4 protein-coding genes are annotated in these 21365 nt (G+C 71.8%); 2 read left to right on the top strand and 2 right to left on the bottom strand.

The window, feature by feature from the left end:
* Both G4D86_RS42450 and G4D86_RS42455 read left to right on the top strand, forming a co-directional pair.
* Positions 1 to 4233 (top strand): amino acid adenylation domain-containing protein (locus tag G4D86_RS42450; RefSeq protein ID WP_164000320.1); only part of this gene is annotated, 4233 nt, incomplete at its 5' end.
* 66 nt (positions 4234 to 4299) lie between these two features.
* A complete protein-coding gene (locus tag G4D86_RS42455; protein WP_164000322.1) occupies positions 4300 to 17178 on the top strand; it encodes a non-ribosomal peptide synthetase in 12879 nt (4292 codons plus the stop codon).
* A 6-nt stretch (positions 17179 to 17184) separates the two neighbouring features.
* On the opposite strand, the gene G4D86_RS42460 is transcribed toward G4D86_RS42455, so the two are convergent.
* Both G4D86_RS42460 and G4D86_RS42465 read right to left on the bottom strand, forming a co-directional pair.
* Positions 17185 to 20919, bottom strand: a complete 3735-nt coding sequence (locus G4D86_RS42460; RefSeq protein ID WP_164000323.1) for a type I polyketide synthase — start codon at positions 20917 to 20919, stop codon at positions 17185 to 17187.
* 81 nt (positions 20920 to 21000) lie between these two features.
* Positions 21001 to 21351, bottom strand: coding sequence for a DUF2019 domain-containing protein (locus G4D86_RS42465; RefSeq protein WP_164000325.1), 351 nt, complete (start codon positions 21349 to 21351; stop codon positions 21001 to 21003).
* Positions 21352 to 21365: the final 14 nt, after the last annotated feature.

A 21365-nucleotide genomic window follows, 5' to 3' on the forward strand; every position in this document is an offset into this window, starting at 1 on the left:
GCGGGACGCGAGGGCTACGTCGCGCCGCGCGCGGGCCTGGAGGAGGTGGTGGCGAACATCTGGGCGCCGCTGCTCGGAGTGCGGCGCGTGGGCGCGCACGACAACTTCTTCGAGCTGGGTGGCCACTCGCTGCTGGCCACGCAGGTGGTGTCACGCTTGCGCGAGGTGCTCCAGCGCGAGCTGCCGGTGCGCGTGCTCTTCGAGGCGCCTACCGTCGCGGAGCTGGCGCGCCGCATCGAGTCCGCTCGCGACGACGCGGGGCCTCCGCCGCCACCCCTCGTTCCGGTGTCTCGCGACGCCGCGCTACCCCTGTCCTTCGCGCAGCAGCGGCTGTGGTTCCTCGCGCGACTGGACGCTGGGGGCTTCTCGTACAACGTCCCCTTCTTCCTGCGGCTGAAGGGGCAACTGGACGTCACCTCTCTGGAGCGTGCACTGACGGACCTCGTGCAGCGTCACGAGGCGCTGAGGACGACGTTCATCGAGGTGAACGGCGAGCCCGTGCAGCGCATCTCTCCTCGCGCCGAGCTGCCCTTCACAGTGGAGTCCCTGGAGGGTGCGTCGGACGCGGCCATCCGCCAGCGTGCGGAGGCGGAGGTGCGCCTCCCGTTCGACCTGGAGCACGGGCCACTCGTGCGGGCCACGGTGCTGCGTGTCTCCTCGGAAGAGCACGTGCTGCTGCTCGTCATGCACCACATCGTCTGCGACTTCTGGTCGTCGGACGTGCTCGCGCGGGAGCTGAAGGCGCTCTACGCGGCGCACGTGCGCGGTGAGGAGACCACGCTCCCCGCGCTGCCGGTGCAGTACGCGGACTTCGCGCACTGGCAGCGAGACTGGCTGCGGGGCGACGTGCTGGAGGCCCAGCGTGCCTGGTGGAAGGAACAGCTCTCGGGCGCTCCGCCTGTGCTGGAGCTGCCCACCGACAAGCCGCGTCCTCCGGTACAGACCTTCCGCGGGGCCCAGTTCCACCAGCGCCTTCCCGCCGAGCTGCCCGGCGCCGTCCAGGAGTTGAGCCGCGAGGCGGGCGTCACGCCCTTCATGCTCCTCATGGCGGGCTTCCACGCGCTCCTGGCGCGCCATAGCGGTCAGCCCGACATCGTCGTGGGCACGCCCATCGCCGGCCGCAACCGCCGCGAGGTGGAGAGCCTCATCGGCTTCTTCACCAACACCCTGGCCATCCGCGTGAAGGCTTCCGGCGACGCCAGCTTCCGCGAGCTGCTGGGCCGCGTGCGAGAGGCGAGCCTCGGCGCCTACGCGCACCAGGACATGCCCTTCGAGCAGCTCGTGGACGCGCTCGTGCCCGTACGCGACGTGAGCCGCACGCCGCTGTTCCAGGTGATGTTCGTCTTCCAGCAGGGCTCCGCCGCGTGGGAGCTGCCCGGCGTGGCCGTGGAGGAATTCGCCTTCGAGCCGGGCATGGCGAAGTTCGATCTCACCCTCTTCGTCCGCGAGACGCCAGCCGGGTGGACGAGCCTCTGGGAGTACAACACCGACCTCTTCGACGAGGCGACGGTGGCGCGCATGGCAGGGCACTACACGCGCCTGCTGGAAGGCGTCCTCGCGCGGCCGGAGCGGAAGCTCTCCACCGTGCCCCTGCTGGCGGAGGCCGAGCAGCAACCGCTCGTCGACTGGGCGGGCTCGACGGTGCCCTACCCGTTCGTGCCCACGGTGCACTCATTCTTCGAGGCCACCGCCGCGCGCACGCCCGACGCCATCGCCGTCCGCTTCGGCGACGCGCACCTGACGTACGGCGAGCTGAACCGCCGCGCCAACCAGCTCGCGCACCACCTGCGCTCGCGGGGCGTGGGGACGGACACACTGGTGGGCGTCTGCGTCCAGCGCTCGCTCGACCTGCCCGTGGCGGTGCTGGGCACGTTGAAGGCCGGCGGCGCCTACGTCCCGCTGGACCCCGCCTACCCCGCAGAGCGCCTGGCCCTGATGCTTCGGACCTCCGGCGCGAAGCTGCTCATCACCCAGCACGCCCTGCGCGACGCGCTTCCCTCCGGACAGGCCACCCCTCTGCTTCTCGACCTGGAGGGGGAGACTCTCGCCCGTGAGCGCGACACGAACCCGGCGCCCACCGCGGGGCCGGAGTCGCTCACGTACGTCATCTTCACCTCGGGCTCCACGGGACTGCCCAAGGGCGTGGCGCTGCACCATGGCGCCCTGGTCAACCTGCTGCACTGGCAGCTGCGCGACTCGGTGGCACCGGGTGGCCGGACGCTCCAGTTCTCGGCGCTGAGCTTCGACGTGTCCTTCCAGGAGATGTTCTCCACCTGGGCCGCGGGCGGGGAACTGGTGCTGCTCACGGAGGAGGTCCGCCGGGATGCACACGCACTGCTGGGGTTGCTGGAGCGTGGCGGAATCGAGCGGCTCTTCCTGCCCTTCGTTGCGCTGCAAGGGCTGGCGGAGGTCGCGGACCGGGAGGGGCTGGTGCCCTCGCGGCTGAAGGAAATCATGGTGGCGGGCGAGCAACTCCGGATGACGCCGGCCCTGCGGCGCTTGATGCAGCGGCTGGGCGGCGTGCTGCACAACCACTACGGCCCGTCCGAGGCCCACGCCGTCACGTCCCTCACGCTGAAGGGAGACCCGGAGACGTGGCCGGACCTGCCGTCCATCGGGTGGCCGCTGAGCAACACCCGCATCTACCTGCTGGATGAGCACCTGCGGCCCGTACCCATGGGCGTGTCGGGCGAGCTGTACGTCGGCGGCGTCCAGGTGGGCCGCGGCTACCTCGGCCGGCCCGAGCTCACGGCGGAGCGCTTCCTGCCGGACCCGTTCAGCACGGAGCCCGGAGCGCGGCTGTACCGGACAGGTGACCAGGCCCGTCACCGCGCGGAAGGCGAGCTGGAGTTCCTCGGGCGCGGCGACTCGCAGGTGAAGGTGCGTGGCTTCCGCATCGAGCTGGGCGAAATCGAGGCGGCGCTGGCGAAGCATCCCGCCGTGCGCGACTGCATCGTCGACGCGCGGGATGACGGCACCGGCCAGAAGCGACTGCTGGCGTGGTTCATCGCCACCGAGGGCCAGCGCCCCGAGGCCAGCGTACTGCGTGCCTTCCTCAAGGAACGGCTGCCCGAGTACATGGTGCCCGGCCTCTGGGTGCCGCTGGACGCCTTCCCGCTGACGCCCAGTGGCAAGGTGGACCGCAAGGCACTGCCGGTGCCGGAGGGAAGCCGCGAGGCGTCCCGCGCCTTCATCGGCCCGCGCACACCGCTGGAGCTGCGGCTCGTGCGCATCTGGGAGGAAGTGCTCGGCGTGCAGCCGGTGGGCGTGCGCGACAACTTCTTCGAGCTGGGCGGGCACTCGCTGCTGACGCTGCGCCTCCAGTCCGCCATCCGGGCGAAGCTGGGGCGGCCGCTGCCGGTGACGGCGCTGTTCCAGAACCCGACGGTGGAGCACCTGGCGAAGCTGCTGCACGAGGACGCGGGGCCCTGGTCCCCGCTGGTGGAGCTGCAGGCCGGAGACGGCCGGCGTCCCTTCTTCTGCGTCCACCCGGTGGGCGGCAGCGTGCTGCCGTACGCGGAGCTGGCAAGGCGGTTGGGCCCGGAGCAGCCCTTCTACGGGCTCCAGGCACGCGGGCTCGACGGGGACGAGGTGCTGCCGGAGTCCATCCCCGCCATGGCCGCGCTGTACGTGACGGCCGTACGCGCCGTGCAGCCCCACGGGCCCTATCTGCTCGGCGGTTGGTCCATGGGCGGCGCCATCGCCTTCGAGATGGCGTGCCAGCTCCGACGCGAGGGCGAGGAGGTGGCGCTGCTCGCGCTCCTCGACACCTCGGCGGACCTCCGCGGTGAAGGCCCCAAGGCTTCGGAGCTGCCGGAGTCGGCGCTGCGGGAGTTGTTCTTCGAGGACCTGCTGCGCGCGGCGGGACAGCCCATGCCCGCGCTGGAGGGGAAGTCGCCCGAGGAGAGACTCCGGACCCTGGAGGACGCAAGCCAGGCCTTCCCGTACCCGGCGCTGCGCCGCGTCTTCGAGGGCAACCTCCGCGCGGCGTGGGCCTACGAGCCGCCGCCGTACGAGGGGCCCGTCACCCTCTTCGTGGCCCGCGAGTCACGCTGGGACCACGGCTGGACGTCGCGAACCCCGGGGGGACTCGCAGTGCACGAGGTGCCCGGGGACCACTACTCCATGTTGACGCGGCCCCTGGTGGAGACGCTGGCGGCCGGGCTCAAGGAACGCCTGGAAGAAGCACGGGCCGCCATCGAGCACGGTGGCAAGGTGGGACGTGTGGGCTGAAGGGACTCCAGCGGAAAGCGAGCAAGGCGGTTCCTTCGGGCCATTTGGTAGATTCTTGATTTCCAAATGCCCGAGAACACACACCCAGCGTCGCAGGACGTGAAGGATGACCGGCAGTCCGTCGCGAGCACGGCGCGAGCCCGCCGGCCCCCACCGCTCGTCCCGGCATCGACGCAGGGCGAAGCGCCGCTGTCCCTGGCCCAGCAGCGCATGTGGTTCCTCGCGCGGCTCGATGCGGGAGGCCATGCGTACAACGCGCCGTTCTTCGCGCGGCTGAAGGGCCCGCTCGACGTGGACGTGCTCCGGCGCGCCCTGGCGGAAGTGGTCCGGCGGCACGACGCGCTGCGCACCACCTTCGCGGAGGTGCAGGGCCATCCCGTGCAGCGCGTCGCGCCGGAGCTGGAGGTGGCGCTGCCGGTGGAGGACCTGGAGTCGCTGGCCGGGGACGCGCGCGATGCGGCGGTCCGCCAGCGCGCCGACGACGAGGCGCGGCGCCCCTTCGACCTGGAGCGTGGGCCGCTGCTGCGGGCGCGGCTGCTGCGCGTGTCTCGCGACGAGCACGTGCTGCTCGTCGTGATGCACCACATCGTCTGCGACGGCTGGTCCTTCAGCGTGCTGGAGCGCGAGCTGACGGAGCTGTACCGGGCGCTCTCCACCGGCGCGCCCCCTGCCCTGCCGGAGCTGCCGGTGCGTTACGCGGACTACGCCATCTGGCAGCGGGACTGGCTGACGGATGAGGCCCTCGCGCCGGCCGTGGCCTGGTGGAAGGAGCAGCTCGCCGGTGCGCCGCCCGCGCTCGAGCTGCCCACCGACAGGCCCCGGCCGCCGGTGAAGTCCTTCCGGGGCGCGGTCCTCCCGGTGCCGCTGTCCGCCGAGCTCTCCCAGCAGGTGCGCGCGCTGGGCCGCCGCGAGGGCGTCACCCTCTTCATGACGCTGTTGACGGGCTTTCATGTCCTGCTCGCGCGCTACAGCGGGCAGTGGGACACCGTCGTGGGCTCGCCCAGCTCCGGGCGGAGCCCGCGCGCGGTGGAAGGGCTCGTCGGCCTCTTCACCACCACGCTGCCGCTGCGGGTGGCGTCGTCCGGCGCGTGGACCTTTCGCGAGCTGCTGCGCCGGGTGCGGCAGCTGTGCCTGGGGGCCTATGCCCATCCGGAAGCGCCGCTGGAGCTGCTCGTGGACGGCACCGGCGCGGCGAGAGACGCGAGCCGCACGCCGCTGTTCCAGGTCTCCTTCGTCCTCCAGGGCGCGCCCTGCGCGGAGCTGCGGCTGCCGGGTGTGACTGCCGAGGAGCCTGGCTTCGAGCCCGGCGTGTCGAAGTTCGACCTGACGCTCTTCGTGCGCGACACGGAGCAGGGGCTGGTGGGCCTGTGGGAGTACGACACCGCCCTCTTCGACGAAGCCACCATCGCCCGCATGGCGGCGCACTTCGCGAGGCTGCTGGAGGCGGCGGTGGCGCGGCCGGAGCTGCGCCTCGCGGAGCTGCCGCTGCTCTCCGAGGACGAGCGCCACCAGCTGCGGGTCGAGTGGAACGACACGCGGACGGAGTATCCGCGTGAGGCGAGCATCACCGCCCTCTTCGAGGCGCAGGTGGCGCGCACCCCGGACGCCGTGGCGGTGGAGTCCGAGGATGCGCGGCTGACGTACGCCGAGCTGAACGGGCGGGCCAACCAGCTCGCCCGGCAGCTGCGGCGTCGCGGCGTGTTGGCCGGTACTCGCGTCGGACTGTGCGCGGGACGTTCGCTGGAGCTGGTGGTGGCCACGCTCGCCATCCTCAAGGCAGGTGGCGCGTACGTGCCGCTCGACAGCGCCTACCCCGGCGAGCGTCTGGCCTTCATGGTGGAGGACTCGGGCCTCCAGGTGCTGCTGGTGCAGCCCGCGCTCCTCTCCCGTCTTCCCCCGGACCTTCGCGTGGACGTCGTGCCCCTGGAGCCCGTGAAGGCGTCCAGCGTGGAGGAGCGTGACGAGGATATGGACGGCGAGCCGATGCCCGCCGACGGGCTCGCGTACGTCATGTACACGTCGGGCTCGACGGGACGGCCCAAGGCCGTGGGCATTCCGCACCGGGGCGTGGTGCGCCTGGTGAAGGGCTCGCGCTTCGTGGAGCTGTCGCCGCGCGAAGTCCTCCTGCAGCTCGCCCCCATCTCCTTCGACGCCTCCACCTTCGAGCTGTGGGGCGCACTGCTCAACGGCGCGAAGCTGGTGCTCTTCCCCGAGCACGCGCCCTCGCTGGAGGAGCTGGGCCGCGCGCTGGTGCGGCACGGCGTCACCACGCTGTGGCTCACGGCCGCGCTCTTCGAGCAGATGATGGCCTCGCAGCCGGAGGCCCTGTCGGGCGTGCGGCAGGTGCTGGCCGGCGGCGACGTGCTTTCCCCCACCGCCGTGCGGGCGCGGCTCTCCCAGGGTGGGTTGCTCGTCAACGGGTACGGCCCCACGGAGAACACCACCTTCACCTGCTGCAACCCGATGACGGAGCCGCGGCAGGTGGGTCCCACGGTGTCCATCGGCCGGCCCATCGCCAACACGCAGGTGTACCTGCTGGACACGGCACTGCAGCTGGTGCCCGTGGGCGTCTGGGGCGAGCTGTACACGGGCGGGGACGGGCTGGCGTGGGGCTACCTCGGCCGCCCGGAGCTGACGGCGGAGCGCTTCATTCCGCACCCTTTCAGTGCGCAGCCCGGGGCCCGGCTCTACCGCACCGGAGACAGGGCGCGGTGGCTGCCGGACGGGCGCCTCGAATTCTCGGGCCGGCTGGACGGACAGGTGAAGCTGCGCGGCTTCCGCATCGAGCCCGGCGAGGTGGAGTCCGTCCTGCTGCGCCACCCCGGTGTGCGCGAAGCGGTGGTGGTGGCGCGCGAGGACGGGCCCGGCGGCAAGCGGCTCGTCGCGTACTTCGTCCCCCATGGCGAGGCGCCCGCGATGGCGGAGCTGCGCGCGCATGCGCAGGCAAAGCTGCCCGAGTACATGGTGCCCTCGGCCTTCGTAGCGCTGCCGGCGCTGCCCCTCACTCCCAATGGCAAGGTGGACCGCAAGGCCCTGCCCGTCCCGGACCTCGACGAGAGCGCCAGGGAGCATGTGCCGCCCCGCACCGCGATGGAGCAGTGGGTGGCCGAGAGCTGGGCGCTCGTGCTGGGCCAGTCCCGCGTGGGGGCGCATGACAACTTCTTCGAGCTCGGCGGCCACTCGCTGCTCGCCACCCAGGTGGTGTCGCGCCTGCGCGCGGTGCTCGGCGTGGAGCTGCCCGTGCGCGCGCTGTTCGAGGCGCCCACCGTCGCGAAGCTCGCCGAGCGGCTCCAGTCCCTGGGCGAGGACGCGCGGGAATGGCGGCCACCCCCGCTGGTGCCCGCACCGAGGATAGGCTCCCTGCCGCTGTCCTTCGGCCAGCAGCGCCTGTGGTTCATCGAGCAGCTCACCCCCGGCGCCTTCACCTACAACGTGCCCTTCTTCGCGCGGCTCACCGGGCGGCTCGACGTGGCCGTGCTGGAGCGAGGCCTGCGCGCCATCGTCCAGCGCCACGAGGCGCTCAGGACCACCTTCGCGGAGGTGGACGGCCAGCCTGTGCAGTGCATCGCACCGGAGCCTGTGTTGCGGCTGTTGGTGGAAGACGTGGCGGAGCTGACTGACGACACGCGACAGGCCACGCTCGCGAAGCGGGCCCAGGAGGAGGCCCAGCGCCCCTTCGACCTGCGGACCGGCCCGCTCGTCCGGGCGAAGCTGCTGCGCCTCGCGGTGGACGAGCACGTGCTGCTCGTCGTGATGCACCACATCGTCTGCGACGGCTGGTCGGTAGGAGTGCTGGTGCGGGAGCTGGAGGCCCACTACCGGGCCTTCTCTCGCGACATGGCGCCCTCGCTTCCGGCACTGCCGGTGCAGGCCGCGGACCATGCGTGCTGGCAACGGGAATGGCTGCGGGGTGAGGTGCTGGAGGCGCAGCTGGGCTACTGGCGCGAGCAGATGGCTGGCGCACCGCCCGCCCTGGAGCTGCCCACCGACAGGCCCCGTCCCCCAGTGCAGACCAGCCGGGGCGCCATGCTGCGGGTGCCCCTGCCGCCAGGGATGACACAGCGGTTGCGCGGACTGAGCCAGCAGGAGGGCGTGACGCTCTTCATGGCGCTGCTGGCAGGCTTCCAGGTGCTGCTGTCTCGCTACAGCGGGCAGCCGGACATCGTGGTGGGCTCGCCCATCGCGGGCCGCACGCAGCGCGAGGTGGAGGGGCTCATCGGCTTCTTCGTCAACACGCTGGCCCTGCGCGTGAATGTCTCCGGCGAGCTGGGGTTCCGACAGCTGCTGCGCCAGGTGCGCGAGGTGTGCCTGGGGGCCTATGCCCACCAGGACCTGCCCTTCGAGAAGCTGGTGGATGTGCTCCAGCCGGCGCGCGACCTGAGCCGCGCCCCGGTCTTCCAGGTGATGTTCGCGCAGCAGAACGTGCCCTCGTCCGCGGTGGAGCTGCCCGGAGTTTCCCTGAAGCTGCTGGACGTCGACCCCGGGGTGGCCAGCTTCGACATCACCCTCTTCGTCCGCGAGACGGCGGAAGGCTGGGTGAGCTTCTGGGAGTACAACACCGACCTCTTCAACGAGGCGACGGTGGCCCGGATGGCGACGCACTATGTGCGGCTGCTGGAGGGGGCCGTCGCCGACCCGGAGCAACGACTGCCGACGCTGCCGCTGCTGACGGAGGCGGAGCGACGCCAGACATGGGTGGGGTGGAGCTGGGGCGGAGCGGAGGTGCCAGCGGAGCCGCGTACCCACCGGCTCTTCGAGGCCCAGGTAGAGCGTGCGCCGGACGCGGTAGCGGTGGTCTCCGAAGGTGCGCAGCTCACCTATCGCGAGCTGAATGCCCGGGCGAATCAGCTCGCGCATCACCTCGTGCGGCGGGGCGTGCGGACCGGGAGCTTCGTGGGCGTGCTGCTGGAGCGCTCGTGCGAGGCGCTGGTGGCCCTGCTGGGCGTGCTGAAGGCGGGGGCGGCCTATCTCCCGCTGGACCCGGAGTACCCGCGCGAGCGCCTGGAGTACATGCTGTCCGACTCGGGCACCCGGCTGCTCGTCACGCGCGCCGAATTGCTGGAGCGGGTGGGCGCCCTGGACGTCGAGGTGCTCGAAGTAGACGCCGCGCTGGCGAGGGAGTCGGAGGAGAACCCCAGCCAGGCAGTCCCCTCCGAGTCGCTCGCGTACCTCATCTACACGTCTGGCTCGACGGGCCGGCCCAAGGCGGTGATGACGCCGCATCGCGCGCTGGTGAGCTATGCGCTGGGCAACGCCTGCATCTATGGCCTGACGCCCGAGGACCAGGTGCTGCAGTTCTCCACGCTCAGCTTCGACCAGAGCGTGGAGGAGATCTTTCCGGCACTGCTCACCGGAGCCAGGGTGGTGCTGCGCACCGAGGCGATGCTGGACCCGGCCACCTTCTGCGCGCGGTGCGAAGCATGGGGCATCACCCTGCTCTACCTGCCCACGGCCTTCTGGGGGACGCTGACGTCCGCGCTCGTCAGTGGCTCGGCACGCCTGCCCGACAGCGTGCGCCTGGTGGCCACGGGTGGCGAGAAGGTGCCCGCCTCGCAAGTGCTCCAGTGGCGGCGGGCGGCTCCTTCGCGAGTGCGACTGACCAACGAGTACGGCCCCACGGAGACGACAGTCATCAGCGTGTTGGGAGACCTGGACCCGGTGCCCGAGGCGGAGCTGGGCTGGGGCTCCGTCCCCATCGGTCGGCCGACGCCTGGAGTCCGCGCCTGCGTGCTGGATGGGTATCAGCAGCCGGTGCCCATGGGAGTGCCGGGTGAGCTGTACCTCGGCGGTGACGTCCTCGCGCACGGCTACCTGGGCCGGCCGGACCTCACGGCCGAGCGCTTCGTGCCGGCCCCCTTCAGCACCGAGCCGGGCGCGCGGCTGTACCGCACGGGAGACCTGGTGCGGCAGCGCCCGGATGGAAATCTGGAGTACGTGGGCCGCGCCGATGACCAGGTGAAGCTGCGCGGCTTCCGCATCGAGATGGGCGAGGTGGAGTCCGCGCTGCGAAGGCTGGCAGGCGTGCGCGACGTGGCGGTGGTGGTGCGCGAGCCCACGCCCGGGGACAAGCGGCTCGCCGCCTACGTGGTGCCGGAGGCGGGTGCGGAGGTCCGTCCCTCGGTGCTCCGCTCGGAGCTCAAGGCCACGCTGCCTGAGTACATGGTGCCCTCCGCCTTCGTGCTCCTGGATGCGCTGCCGCTGACGCCGAGTGGCAAGGTGGACCGCAAGGCGCTGCCCGCGCCCCAGGAGGAAGCGGGACGCGAGGGCTACGTCGCGCCGCGCGCGGGCCTGGAGGAGGTGGTGGCGAACATCTGGGCGCCGCTGCTCGGAGTGCGGCGCGTGGGCGCGCACGACAACTTCTTCGAGCTGGGTGGCCACTCGCTGCTGGCCACGCAGGTGGTGTCGCGCTTGCGCGAGGTGCTCCAGCGCGAGCTGCCGGTGCGCGTGCTCTTCGAGGCGCCCACCGTCGCGGAGCTGGCGCGCCGCATCGAGTCCGCTCGCGACGACGCGGGGCCTCCTCCGCCACCCCTCGTTCCGGTGTCTCGCGACGCCGCGCTGCCGTTGTCCTTTGCGCAGCAGAGACTGTGGTTCCTCGCGCGGCTGGACGCCGGAGGCTTCTCGTACAACGTTCCCTTCTTCCTGCGGCTGAAGGGGCAACTGGATGTCACCGCGCTGGAGCGGAGCCTCGCGGACCTCATGCAGCGTCACGAGGCACTGAGGACGACGTTCATCGAGGTGGACGGCCAGCCCGTGCAGCGCATCTCCCACCGTCCGGAGCTGCCCTTCACCGTGGAGTCCCTGGAGAGTGCGTCGGACGCGGCCATCCGCCAGCGGGCGGAGGCGGAGGTGCGCCTCCCGTTCGATCTGGAGCACGGGCCACTCGTGCGGGCCACGGTGCTGCGCGCGTCGACCGATGAGCATGTGCTGCTGCTCGTCATGCACCACATCGTCTGCGACTTCTGGTCGTCGGACGTGCTGACGCGGGAGCTGAAGGCGCTCTACGCCGCGCACGTGCGCGGTGAGGAGGCCACGCTCCCGGCGCTTCCAGTGCAGTACGCGGACTTCGCGCACTGGCAGCGAGACTGGCTGCGAGGCGACGTGCTGGAGGCGCAGCGTGCCTGGTGGAAGGACCAGCTCTCCGGGGCTCCGCCCGTACTGGAGCTGCCCACCGACAAGCCGCGCCCTCCGGTGCAGACCTTCCGCGGGGCCCAGTTCCACCAGCGCCTTCCCGCCGAGCTGCCCGGCGCCGTCCAGGAGTTGAGCCGCGAGGCGGGCGTCACGCCCTTCATGCTCCTCATGGCGGGCTTCCACGCGCTGCTCTCGCGCTACAGCGGGCAGCCCGACATCGTCGTCGGCACGCCCATCGCCGGCCGCAACCACCGCGAGGTAGAGGGCCTCATCGGTTTCTTCACCAACACGCTGGCCATCCGCGTGAAGGCGTCCGGCGACGCCAGCTTCCGCGAGCTGCTGGGTCGCGTGCGAGAGGCGAGCCTTGGTGCCTACGCGCACCAGGACATGCCTTTCGAGAAACTGGTGGACGCGCTCGTGCTCGTGCGCGACGTGAGCCGCACGCCGCTGTTCCAGGTGATGTTCGTCTTCCAGCAAGGCTTCGCCGCGTGGGAGCTGCCCGGCGTGGCCGTGGAGGAATTCGCCTTCGAGCCGGGCATGGCGAAGTTCGACCTCACCCTCTTCGTCCGGGAGACGCCAGCCGGATGGACGAGCCTCTGGGAATACAACACCGACCTCTTCGACGAGGCGACGGTGGCGCGCATGGCGGGGCACTACTCGCGCCTGCTGGAAGGCGTCCTCGCGCGGCCGGAGCAGAAGCTGGCCTCACTCCTCCTGCTGACGGACGTCGAGCGGCACCAGGTGCTGCGCGAGTGGAACGACACGGCAGTCTCATACCCCGCCCTGCGCACCGTGCACGCCCTCTTCGAGGCCTCCGCCGCGCGCACCCCCGACGCCATCGCCGCCAGCTTCGGGGACTCGCGCCTCACGTACGGTGAGCTGAACCGCCGCGCCAACCAACTCGCCCACCACCTGCGTGCGCTCGGCGTCGGGCCCGACGAGCGCGTCGCCATCTGCGTGGACCGCTCGCTCCACCTCCCCCTCGCCGTCCTCGCCACCCTCAAGGCCGGCGGCGCCTACGTCCCCCTGGACCCCGCCTACCCCGCTGAGCGCCTCGCCGCCATGCTCGAGGTGTCCGGCGCGCGCGTGCTGCTCACCCAGCGCCACCTCCAGCTCGTGCTGCCGTCCCATACCGCCACCACCCTCATCCTCGACGACGCCAACGCCTTCGCTCACGAGTCTGACGTGGACCCGGTGCCCACCGCGGGGCCCGAGTCGCTCACGTACGTCATCTTCACCTCTGGCTCCACCGGCGCCCCCAAGGGCGTCGCCATGCACCACGCCTCTCTCGCCAACCTCATCCACTTCCAGCGGCAGAGTTCCTCCGTCCCCTCAGGCCGCACCCTCCAGTTCTCCGCCTTCAGCTTCGACGTCTCCTTCCAGGAGATGCTCGCTACCTGGGCCGGCGGCGGTGAGCTGGTGCTCATCTCCGAGGACGTCCGCCGCGACGCTCACGCCCTCCTGGAGTTGATGGACGCCCGCGGCGTGGAACGAATGTTCCTTCCGTTCGTCGCCCTGCAGAACCTCGCCGAGGTGTCCGAGCAGGACGGCCTGGTGCCCCGTCACCTCAAGGAAATCATCACCGCAGGTGAGCAACTGCGCATCACCCCAGCCCTGCGCCTGCTGATGAAGCGGCTGCCCGGCGCGGTGCTGCACAACCAGTACGGTCCGACGGAGACGCACCTCGCCACCCTCTGCGTCCTCTCCGGCGACCCGGCGCCGTGGCCCGACCTGCCCCTCATCGGCACGCCCATCGCCAACGCGAGCATCCACCTGCTCGACTCGCACCTGCAGCCCGTCCCCGTAGGTGTGCCCGGCGAGCTGTACATCGGCGGCCTTCAGGTGGCTCGCGGCTACTGGGGACGGCCGGACCTCACCGTGGAGCGCTTCATCCCGGACCCGTTCGGCACCCGGCCCGGAGCGCGCATGTACCGCACGGGCGACCAGGCTCGCTACCGCGCCGACGGGGCCATTGAATTCCTCGGGCGCCGCGACACCCAGGTGAAGGTGCGCGGCTTCCGCATCGAGCTGGGCGAAATCGAGGCCACTCTGGCCAAGCACCCCGCCGTGCGCGACTGCGTCGTCGCCGCGCGCGAGGACGGGGCGAGCCGGAAGAGTCTGGTGGCGTGGGTCCTCGGCATCGAGGGTCAGCGTCCTGATACGGGAACACTGAAGGCGTTCCTCAAGGAGCGGCTGCCCGAGTACATGGTGCCCTCCGCGTGGGTACACCTGGACGCGCTGCCGCTGACGCCGAGTGGCAAGGTGGACCGCAAGGCGCTGCCGACTCCGGACCTGGACGGCCCGCGCGAAGACTTCGTACCGCCGCGCACGCCCATGGAGGAGCGGGTCGCCTCCATCTGGCAGCAGCTGCTGGGCCAGTCCCGCATAGGCGCGCAGGACAACTTCTTCGAGCTGGGCGGCCACTCACTGCTGGCCACCCAGGTCGTCTCGCGACTGCGGCAGGCGCTCCAGGTGGAAGTGCCGGTGCGCACGCTGTTCGAGGCCCTCACCGTGGCCGAGCTCGCGAGGCGCCTGGAGGCTCTCGTCGGCATGGGGCAGGTACGGCACGTCCCGCCGCTCGTGCCCACGCCGAGGGACGGCCCCCTGCCGCTGTCCTTCGCCCAGCAGCGACTGTGGTTCATCGACCGGATGGAGCCGGGCAGCCCCGTCTACAACGTCCCCCTGGCGCTGAGGCTGGAGGGGGTGCTCGATACACCAGCGCTGGAGCGCGCCATCCACGCCCTGGTCCAGCGTCACGAATCCCTGCGAACCGTCTTCCGCCAGGACGAACACGGCGCCGTCCAACGCATCGCCCCCGAGTCGCAGGTGCCGCTGGAGTTCGTAGACCTGCGCGCGCTGCCGGAGGACGCGCGTGAGGAGGAGTCACGGCGGCGGGTGGAGGAAGAGGCGCGCCGTCCCTTCGACCTCACCACGGGCCCCCTGCTGCGACTGGTGCTGCTGCGCCTCGGCGACGCCGAGCAGGTGCTGGTGCTCAACATGCACCACATCATCTCGGATGGTTGGTCGCTGGGAGTGCTCCTGCGCGAGCTGCGAGAGCTGTATGCGTCCGCCGTCGCCGGGCGGCCCCCCTCTCTGCCGGCGCTGCCGGTGCAGTACGCGGACTTCGCGGTGTGGCAGCGCCAGTGGCTGCGGGACGACGCGCTGGAGGCGCAGCTCGACTACTGGCGGAAGCAGCTCGCCGGTGTGCCCACCTCCCTGGAGCTTCCCACCGACAGGCCACGCCCCCCGGTGCAGACCTTCCGCGGGGCCATCCATTCGCTCCACCTGCCCTCGCCACTGGCCGAGGGACTCCGCCAGCTCGGCCAGCGCGAGGGCACCACCCTCTTCATGACGCTGCTGGCGGGCTACCAGGCCCTGCTGTCGCGCTACACCGGCCAGGAGGACATCGTCGTCGGCTCGCCCATCGCCGGCCGCAACCGCCAGGAGGTGGAGGGCCTCATCGGCTTCTTCGTCAACACGCTGGTGCTGCGCGCGAGAGTGGCACCCGAGGCGCCCTTCCGCTCGCTGTTGCAACAGGTGCGGGAGGCGGCGCTGGGCGCGTACGCCCACCAGGACGTGCCCTTCGAGCGGCTCGTGGAAGCGCTCAAGCCGCCCCGGGACGTGAGCCGCTCGCCGCTGTTCCAGGTGATGTTCACCCTGCAGAGCACGGCCACCCTGGCGCTGGAACTCCCCGGACTGACAGAGCGAATCGTGGACGCGGACAGCCGGGTGTCCCGCCATGACCTCTCGCTCGTGCTGTGGGAGACGCCGTCGGGCCTGGATGGCGCCTTCGAATACAACACGGACCTGTTCGATGCGGCCACGGTGGCCCGGCTCGCCGGGTACCTGCGCGCGGTGCTGGAGGCCGCGGTGGCCGATGCCGGCCAGCCCGTGCGCGAGCTGCCCCTGCTGAGCGAGGCCGAGCGGCACCAGTTGCTCGTGGAGTGGAACGGCCCCCGCGTGGACTGGCCGCGCGACGCCGGCCTCCACACACGCTTCGAAGCCCACGCGCGCAGCCACCCGGAGGCGCTCGCGGTGTCGAGCCCGGGCCGGACCATGACGTACGGTGCGCTGGACGCTCGCGCCAACCAGCTCGCCTGGCTCCTGCGTGCACGGGGCGTGGGGCCGGAGCGGGTGGTGGCCGTGCTGATGGAGCGCTCGGTCGACTACGTCGTGGCGGCGCTCGGCATCCTCAAGGCCGGGGGCGTCTACATGCCCCTGGACCCGACGTACCCGGAGGAGCGGCTGCGCCAGCTCGTGCGGGACAGCGGAGCCCTCGCGGTGGTGACGCAGCAGTCCCTCGTCCCGGCGATGCGCGGTGTCGACGTGAGCACGCTCTGCCTCGACGCGGAGCCCGCGCTGGATGTCCAGCCCGCGCACGCGCCGCGCACGGAGGTGCTCGCGGAGAACCTCGCGTACGTCATCTACACCTCCGGCAGCACCGGCCGGCCCAAGGGCGTGGCGGTGACCCACCAGACGGTGGACAACCTGTTGCGCTGGTACCACGAGGCCCATGCGGTGACGTGCGAGGACCGGAGCATGGTGGCGGCGGGCCTGGCCTTCGACACCACGGTGCTCGACATGTGGGCACCGCTGACGGCGGGAGCCAGCGTGCACCTGCCTTCGGAGGAAATGCGCGTCGAGCTCCGGCGGCTCGTGCAGTGGATTGCCGACGAGGGCATCACCCTGGGCCTGTTGCCCACGCCCATGGCGGAGGCGGTGCTGGACGAGGCGTGGCCGGAGGGACTGCGGCTCCGGGTGCTCTTTACCGGAGGCGACCGGCTCCACCGCCGCCCCGGCCCGCGCTTCCCGGCGACGCTGGTGAATGCCTACGGGCCCACGGAGTGCACGGTGATTGCCACCACGGGCGCGGTGGCCTCGCACGGCACGGAGGGCATGCTACCCCCCATCGGCCGGCTCCTGGCCAACGTGCGGGGGTACGTGCTGGACGGCTCGCTGCGGCCGGTGCCTCAAGGCGTCTGGGGCGAGCTGTACCTCGGCGGGCGCTGCGTGGGGCGCGGCTACCTGGACCGCCCGGACCTCACCGCCGAGCGCTTCCTGCCAGACCCGCTCGATGCGGCCCCGGGTGCCCGGATGTACCGCACGGGTGACCGGGTGCGCTGGCTGCCGGATGGCAATCTCGAGTTCGGGGGACGGAACGACACCCAGGTGAAGCTGCGTGGGTTCCGCATCGAGCTGGGCGAAATCGAGGCGGCGCTCCTCGCCCACCCGGCCGTGAAGGACGCCGTGGTGGTGGTGCGCGAGGACGGTCCCGGCGGCAAACACCTGGTGGCGTATTGGGTTCCCGCCCCGGGCGAGCCTGCCACCACCGACGCGCTGCGCACCTTCCTGCGCCGCACCCTGCCCGAGCACATGGTGCCCGCCCTCTTCGTCCCGCTGGAGGCCATCCCCCTCACGACCAACGGCAAGCCGGACCGGCGCGCGCTGCCGGCCCCCCAGCGCTCCGAGGCCGAAGGCACCTTCACTGCGCCACGCGAGGGCCTGGAGCAGGCGCTCGCCGCCATCTGGGCGAACGTGCTGCGGCTGGAGCGGGTGGGTGCGGCCGACAACTTCTTCGACGTCGGCGGCACCTCCCTGCTGCTCCAGTCCGTGCACGTGAAGGTGGAGGCACTGGTGGGGCGCAGGGTGCCGCTGCTGGAGTTGCTCCGCCACGCCACGGTGCGTGCCCAGGCCGCGCACCTCTCCGGTGATGGCGGGCCCCCGGCTCCACCGCCTGCGGCGAGCCCCTCGGGAGACAGCCGGCGGGAGAACCTGCGCCGGATGGCGCAGCAGCGTCGGGGGCGCTCGGGTTCGTGAGTCCCTTCAGTCGGGGAGCAGGCGCGCCAGCCGCGCGCCCAGGCCTTGCGCGTGCGGCGGTCGCAGCATGCTCTCGTGATTGCCGGGGACGACCTCCAGTCGCAGCACCGTGCAGCGCTCGGTCCAGGCCTGCTCCATGAACGCCGGCATGCGAGGGAGCCGCTCGGCGGCGCGGAAGAACTGCACCTCGCCGTCCCAGCGCGGCGCCGTGTAGCGGAGCATCGCCTCCAGGTTGGCCTTCCACACCGCGAACCACCACCGGCCCTGCTCGACGGTGGCGAAGGCCTGGACGCCCGCGCGCGCCGACGCGTCCATGATGTGCTGGAGCCGGGCGTCAGGAGTCAGGCCGCGCAGCCGTTCCGCTGGCACGTCCACCCAGATGCCCGCCAGGTACGCCAGCGCCTCGGCGTCATCCTCGAACGGCTCGGGGAAGGCCCCCGGGCCGGGCGCGTCGAGCATCGCGCACAGCGGCACCGCGTGGCCCTCGGCGGTCAGCCTGCGCGCCATCTCGAAGATGATGCTGCCGCCGAAGGACGCGCCGACGAGCAGGTAGGGCCCGGCAGGCCACACTGTGCGGAGCGCCTCCAGGTAGTGCGCCGCCATCTGTTCCACCGAGGTGTGGCACGGCGCGCCCTCCAGCCCCACCGCCTGGAACCCATACGCCGGCCGCGACGGACCGATGCTCCGCGCCAGCTCGCGGTAGAAGAGCGCCTCTCCTCCGGCCGCGTGCACAAAGAAGAGCGGCGTCCCGCGCGTGCCCTCCTGGAGCCGCACGAGGCATGAAGGGCCCGTCCTCGCCACGGGCGCGGCCCCTTCGGCCCTTCCGAGCCGAAGGGCCAGCGTGGCCACCGTGGGCGCCTCCAGCACCTCTTTCAGCGCCAGACGCACGCCGAACCGGTCCGAAATCCACGCGGTCAGCCGCAGCGCCAGCAGCGAGTCGCCCCCCAGCGCGAAGAAGTCGTCGTGGATGCCGACCTCCTCGAGACGGAACAACTCCTGGAACGAGCCCGCCAGCGCCCGCTCCATCTCGTTGCGCGGTAGCGCCGCCGGTCCCGCGCGCCGCGACACGTGGCGGGGCTCGCGAGGTGGCGGCGGCTCGACGCGGACGGTGCTTGCCGAGGAGTCGACGGGCTCCAGCCAGTACCGCTCCCGGTCGAAGCTGTACGTCGGCAGCACCACCCGCCGACGGCGCTCCCCGGCGCGGAAGCCCTCCCAGTCGATGGGCACCCCCGCCTGCCAGGCCTCGCCCAGCGCGTGCAGGGGGCTCGTCTTCCGCTCGGAGCTTCCCGGCAGCGAGGCAATCACCGGCTGCGACGTCCGCGCCGGGTGCTGCCGCGCGAGCGACGAGAGGATGGAACCCGCCCCCACCTCGATGAGGGCCTTGTCCCCGGAGGACAGCAGGCACTCCAGCGCGTCGGAGAAGCGCACCGTCTCCCGCAGGTGGCGCACCCAGTATTCGGGGTCGGTCGCCTCGCGCGCCTCCAGCCAGCGCCCGGTGACGCTCGACACCACGGGCAGCGTCGGCGGCCGCGGCGTCACGCGCCGCACCACCCGCGCGAAGTCCGCGAGGTAGGGGTCCAGCATCGACGAGTGCATGGCCCGCGGATAGCGCACCCGCCGGAACTCCAGGCCGCGTGCCGCGAGCGCCTGCTCGAAGGACTCGACGGCACCGGGCGGCCCGGCGATGACACACGTCGCGGGCCCGTTGACGGCTGAGACGGACAGCTCCGGGCCCAGCAGCGGCTCCACCTCCGCCACCGGCGCCAGCACGGACACCATGGCCCCCGGAGGCATGCCCTCCGCCAGCCGCCCCCGCGCCGCGACGAGCTCCAGGGCCTCCTCCAGCGTGAAGACGCCCGCCACGCAGGCGGCCACGTACTCACCCAGCGAGTGCCCCAGCATCGCCTCCGGCTGCACGCCCCAGGAGCGCCACAACTCGGCCAGGGCCCAGTCGCAGGCGAAGAGCGCCGGCTGCGTCCACAGCGGGCGGGCCAGCTCCCGGCTCGCGGCATCGAAGCGCTCGGGCACGGCGAACATCACCTCGCGCAGGTCGCCTCCGAGCGGGCCCCGCAGCAGCTCGGCGCACCGGTCGATGGCCGCGCGGTAGACGGGCTCGCGCATCAACTCCGCGCCCATGTTGACGTGCTGCGAGCCACCGCCGGGGAAGAGGAAGGCCGCCCCGCGCCGCTCGGCCGCGTCGAGCACGGTGCGCACCCGCCCCGGCTCACTTCCGCCCAGCAGCGCCGCCGCGTCCTCCTCCCGGCCGCAGGTGACGAAGCGCCGCCAGGGAAAGCGCGCGCGTCCGACCTGGAGCGTATGGGCCACATCCGCCAGCGGCTCGCGGCCCGAGCGCAGGTGCTCGGCGAGCTCCGCCGTCATCCGCTCCAGCGCGGCCTCGGACTTCGCGGACAGCAGGAGCAATTCTTCGCCGCGCCGGGGCTCGTCGTGTGGGACGGGCGGCGCCTCCTGCAGCACTGCATGGGCATTGGTGCCGCCGATGCCGAAGGCGCTGACGCCAGCGCGGAGCGGCGCCGGTCCGAGCCAGGGCGTGGGCCGCGCGACCACGTACAGCGGGCTGCCCTCCAGCCCCAGCAGCGGGTTGGGCGAGGTGAAGTGCACGGTGGGCGGAAGGAGGCGGTTCTCCAGCGCCAGCACCGTCTTGATGAGCCCGGCCACGCCCGCCGCGGCGTCGAGGTGCCCGAGGTTGGACTTCACGGCCCCCAGGCCGATGCTGCCGGGCGCGGCGCCGCGGAACACCTCCTGGAGCGCGGCCACCTCCACGGGGTCTCCCAGCGGCGTGGCGGTGCCATGGGCCTCGACATAGGAGATGTCCCCTGGAGCCACGCCGGCCATGGACAGCGCGTCGTTGAGGACGGCGACCTGGCCGTCCACGGAAGGCGCGCTGAAGCCCGACTTTCCGCCACCGTCGTTGTTGATGGCGGTGCCGAGGATGACGGCGCGGATGGGGTCCCTGTCCGCGAGCGCATCCGCGAGCCGCTTGAGGACGACGACGCCCACGCCGTTCCCCGCCACCGTGCCCGCGCCCCGCGCGTCGAACGGGCGGCAGTGGCCATCGGGCGCGAGGATGGAGCCCTCCTGGAAGCGGTAGGCCGAGATTTGCGGCACGCGCACGGAGGTGCCGCCCGCGAGCGCCAGGTCGCACTCGCCCGCCAGCAGCGCCTGCACCGCGAGGTGGACCGCCACCAGCGACGAGGAGCAGGCCGTCTGCACGGTGAGTGCCGGGCCGGTGAGGTCCAGCTCATAGGAGACGCGCGTCGCGACGAAGTCGAGGCCCGTGGAGAAGAGGCTGTCGCTCAGGCGGGCCGCGTCGCGTCCCGCCCGAGGCAGCAGGCTCGACAGGAAGTAGGTGCTGAACGTGGACGCGGCATAGACGCCCGCGCGCAGCGGCGAGCCCCGAGGCGGGTGTCCCGCCGACTCCAGGGCGGACCACGCGCACTCGAGGAAGAGGCGGTGCTGCGGGTCCAACTGCTCCGCCTCGCCCGGGGAGAAGCCGAAGAAGGCGGCATCGAACAGCTCGGCGCCCTCGAGCACGCCGGCTGCAGCCACCCACTCCGGCTCCGTGGGCATCCCCGCCTTCGCGCGCTGAGCGGTATCGAGGTGGGTGATGGACTCCACGCCCGAGGCCAGGTTGTTCCAGAAGCGGCGCTCCTCCGATGCACCGGGGAAGCGCAGGCCCAGGCCCACGACGGCAATGGCCATGGAGTCGTTCGAGTCGTCCATGCGCGCATGGTGCCACGACTCCCGCCGCGGCCTGTGACACCCGGAGTGCGACAATCCGGTGCGTCACAGCAACCCTCAAGGCTACTCCGGGTCGAGTGCCCAGGTCCCCTCCTCCCACCCCCTCAGCGTCTGTTGGGCTCCAAAGGCGATGAGCCCTTCTCCCTTTGCGACTTCCTCCAAGACGGCCTTGGCTTCAGCAGTGCGGTAGCGGAGCAAGAACGCAGCAGCTGTTGTTCTCACATCCACCTTCGGATGCTTGAGAAGAACGCATAGCGCTTCTCTTCCTTTGTCGCCGCGAGCGCGAAGTTCCTGGAACGCTGCGATGTATCGCTCTCCGTGCGTGTCTTCGGGGTCTGCGCCTACCTGGAAAATCGCCTCCGTTTGCGCCGCGACGTTCTCGGCAAACTCTCTGACAAGGTCCTCCAGTGTCATCACCCTCCGTAGCT

The organism is Pyxidicoccus caerfyrddinensis (assembly GCF_010894405.1).
Taxonomy (GTDB): Bacteria; Myxococcota; Myxococcia; order Myxococcales; family Myxococcaceae; genus Myxococcus; species Myxococcus caerfyrddinensis.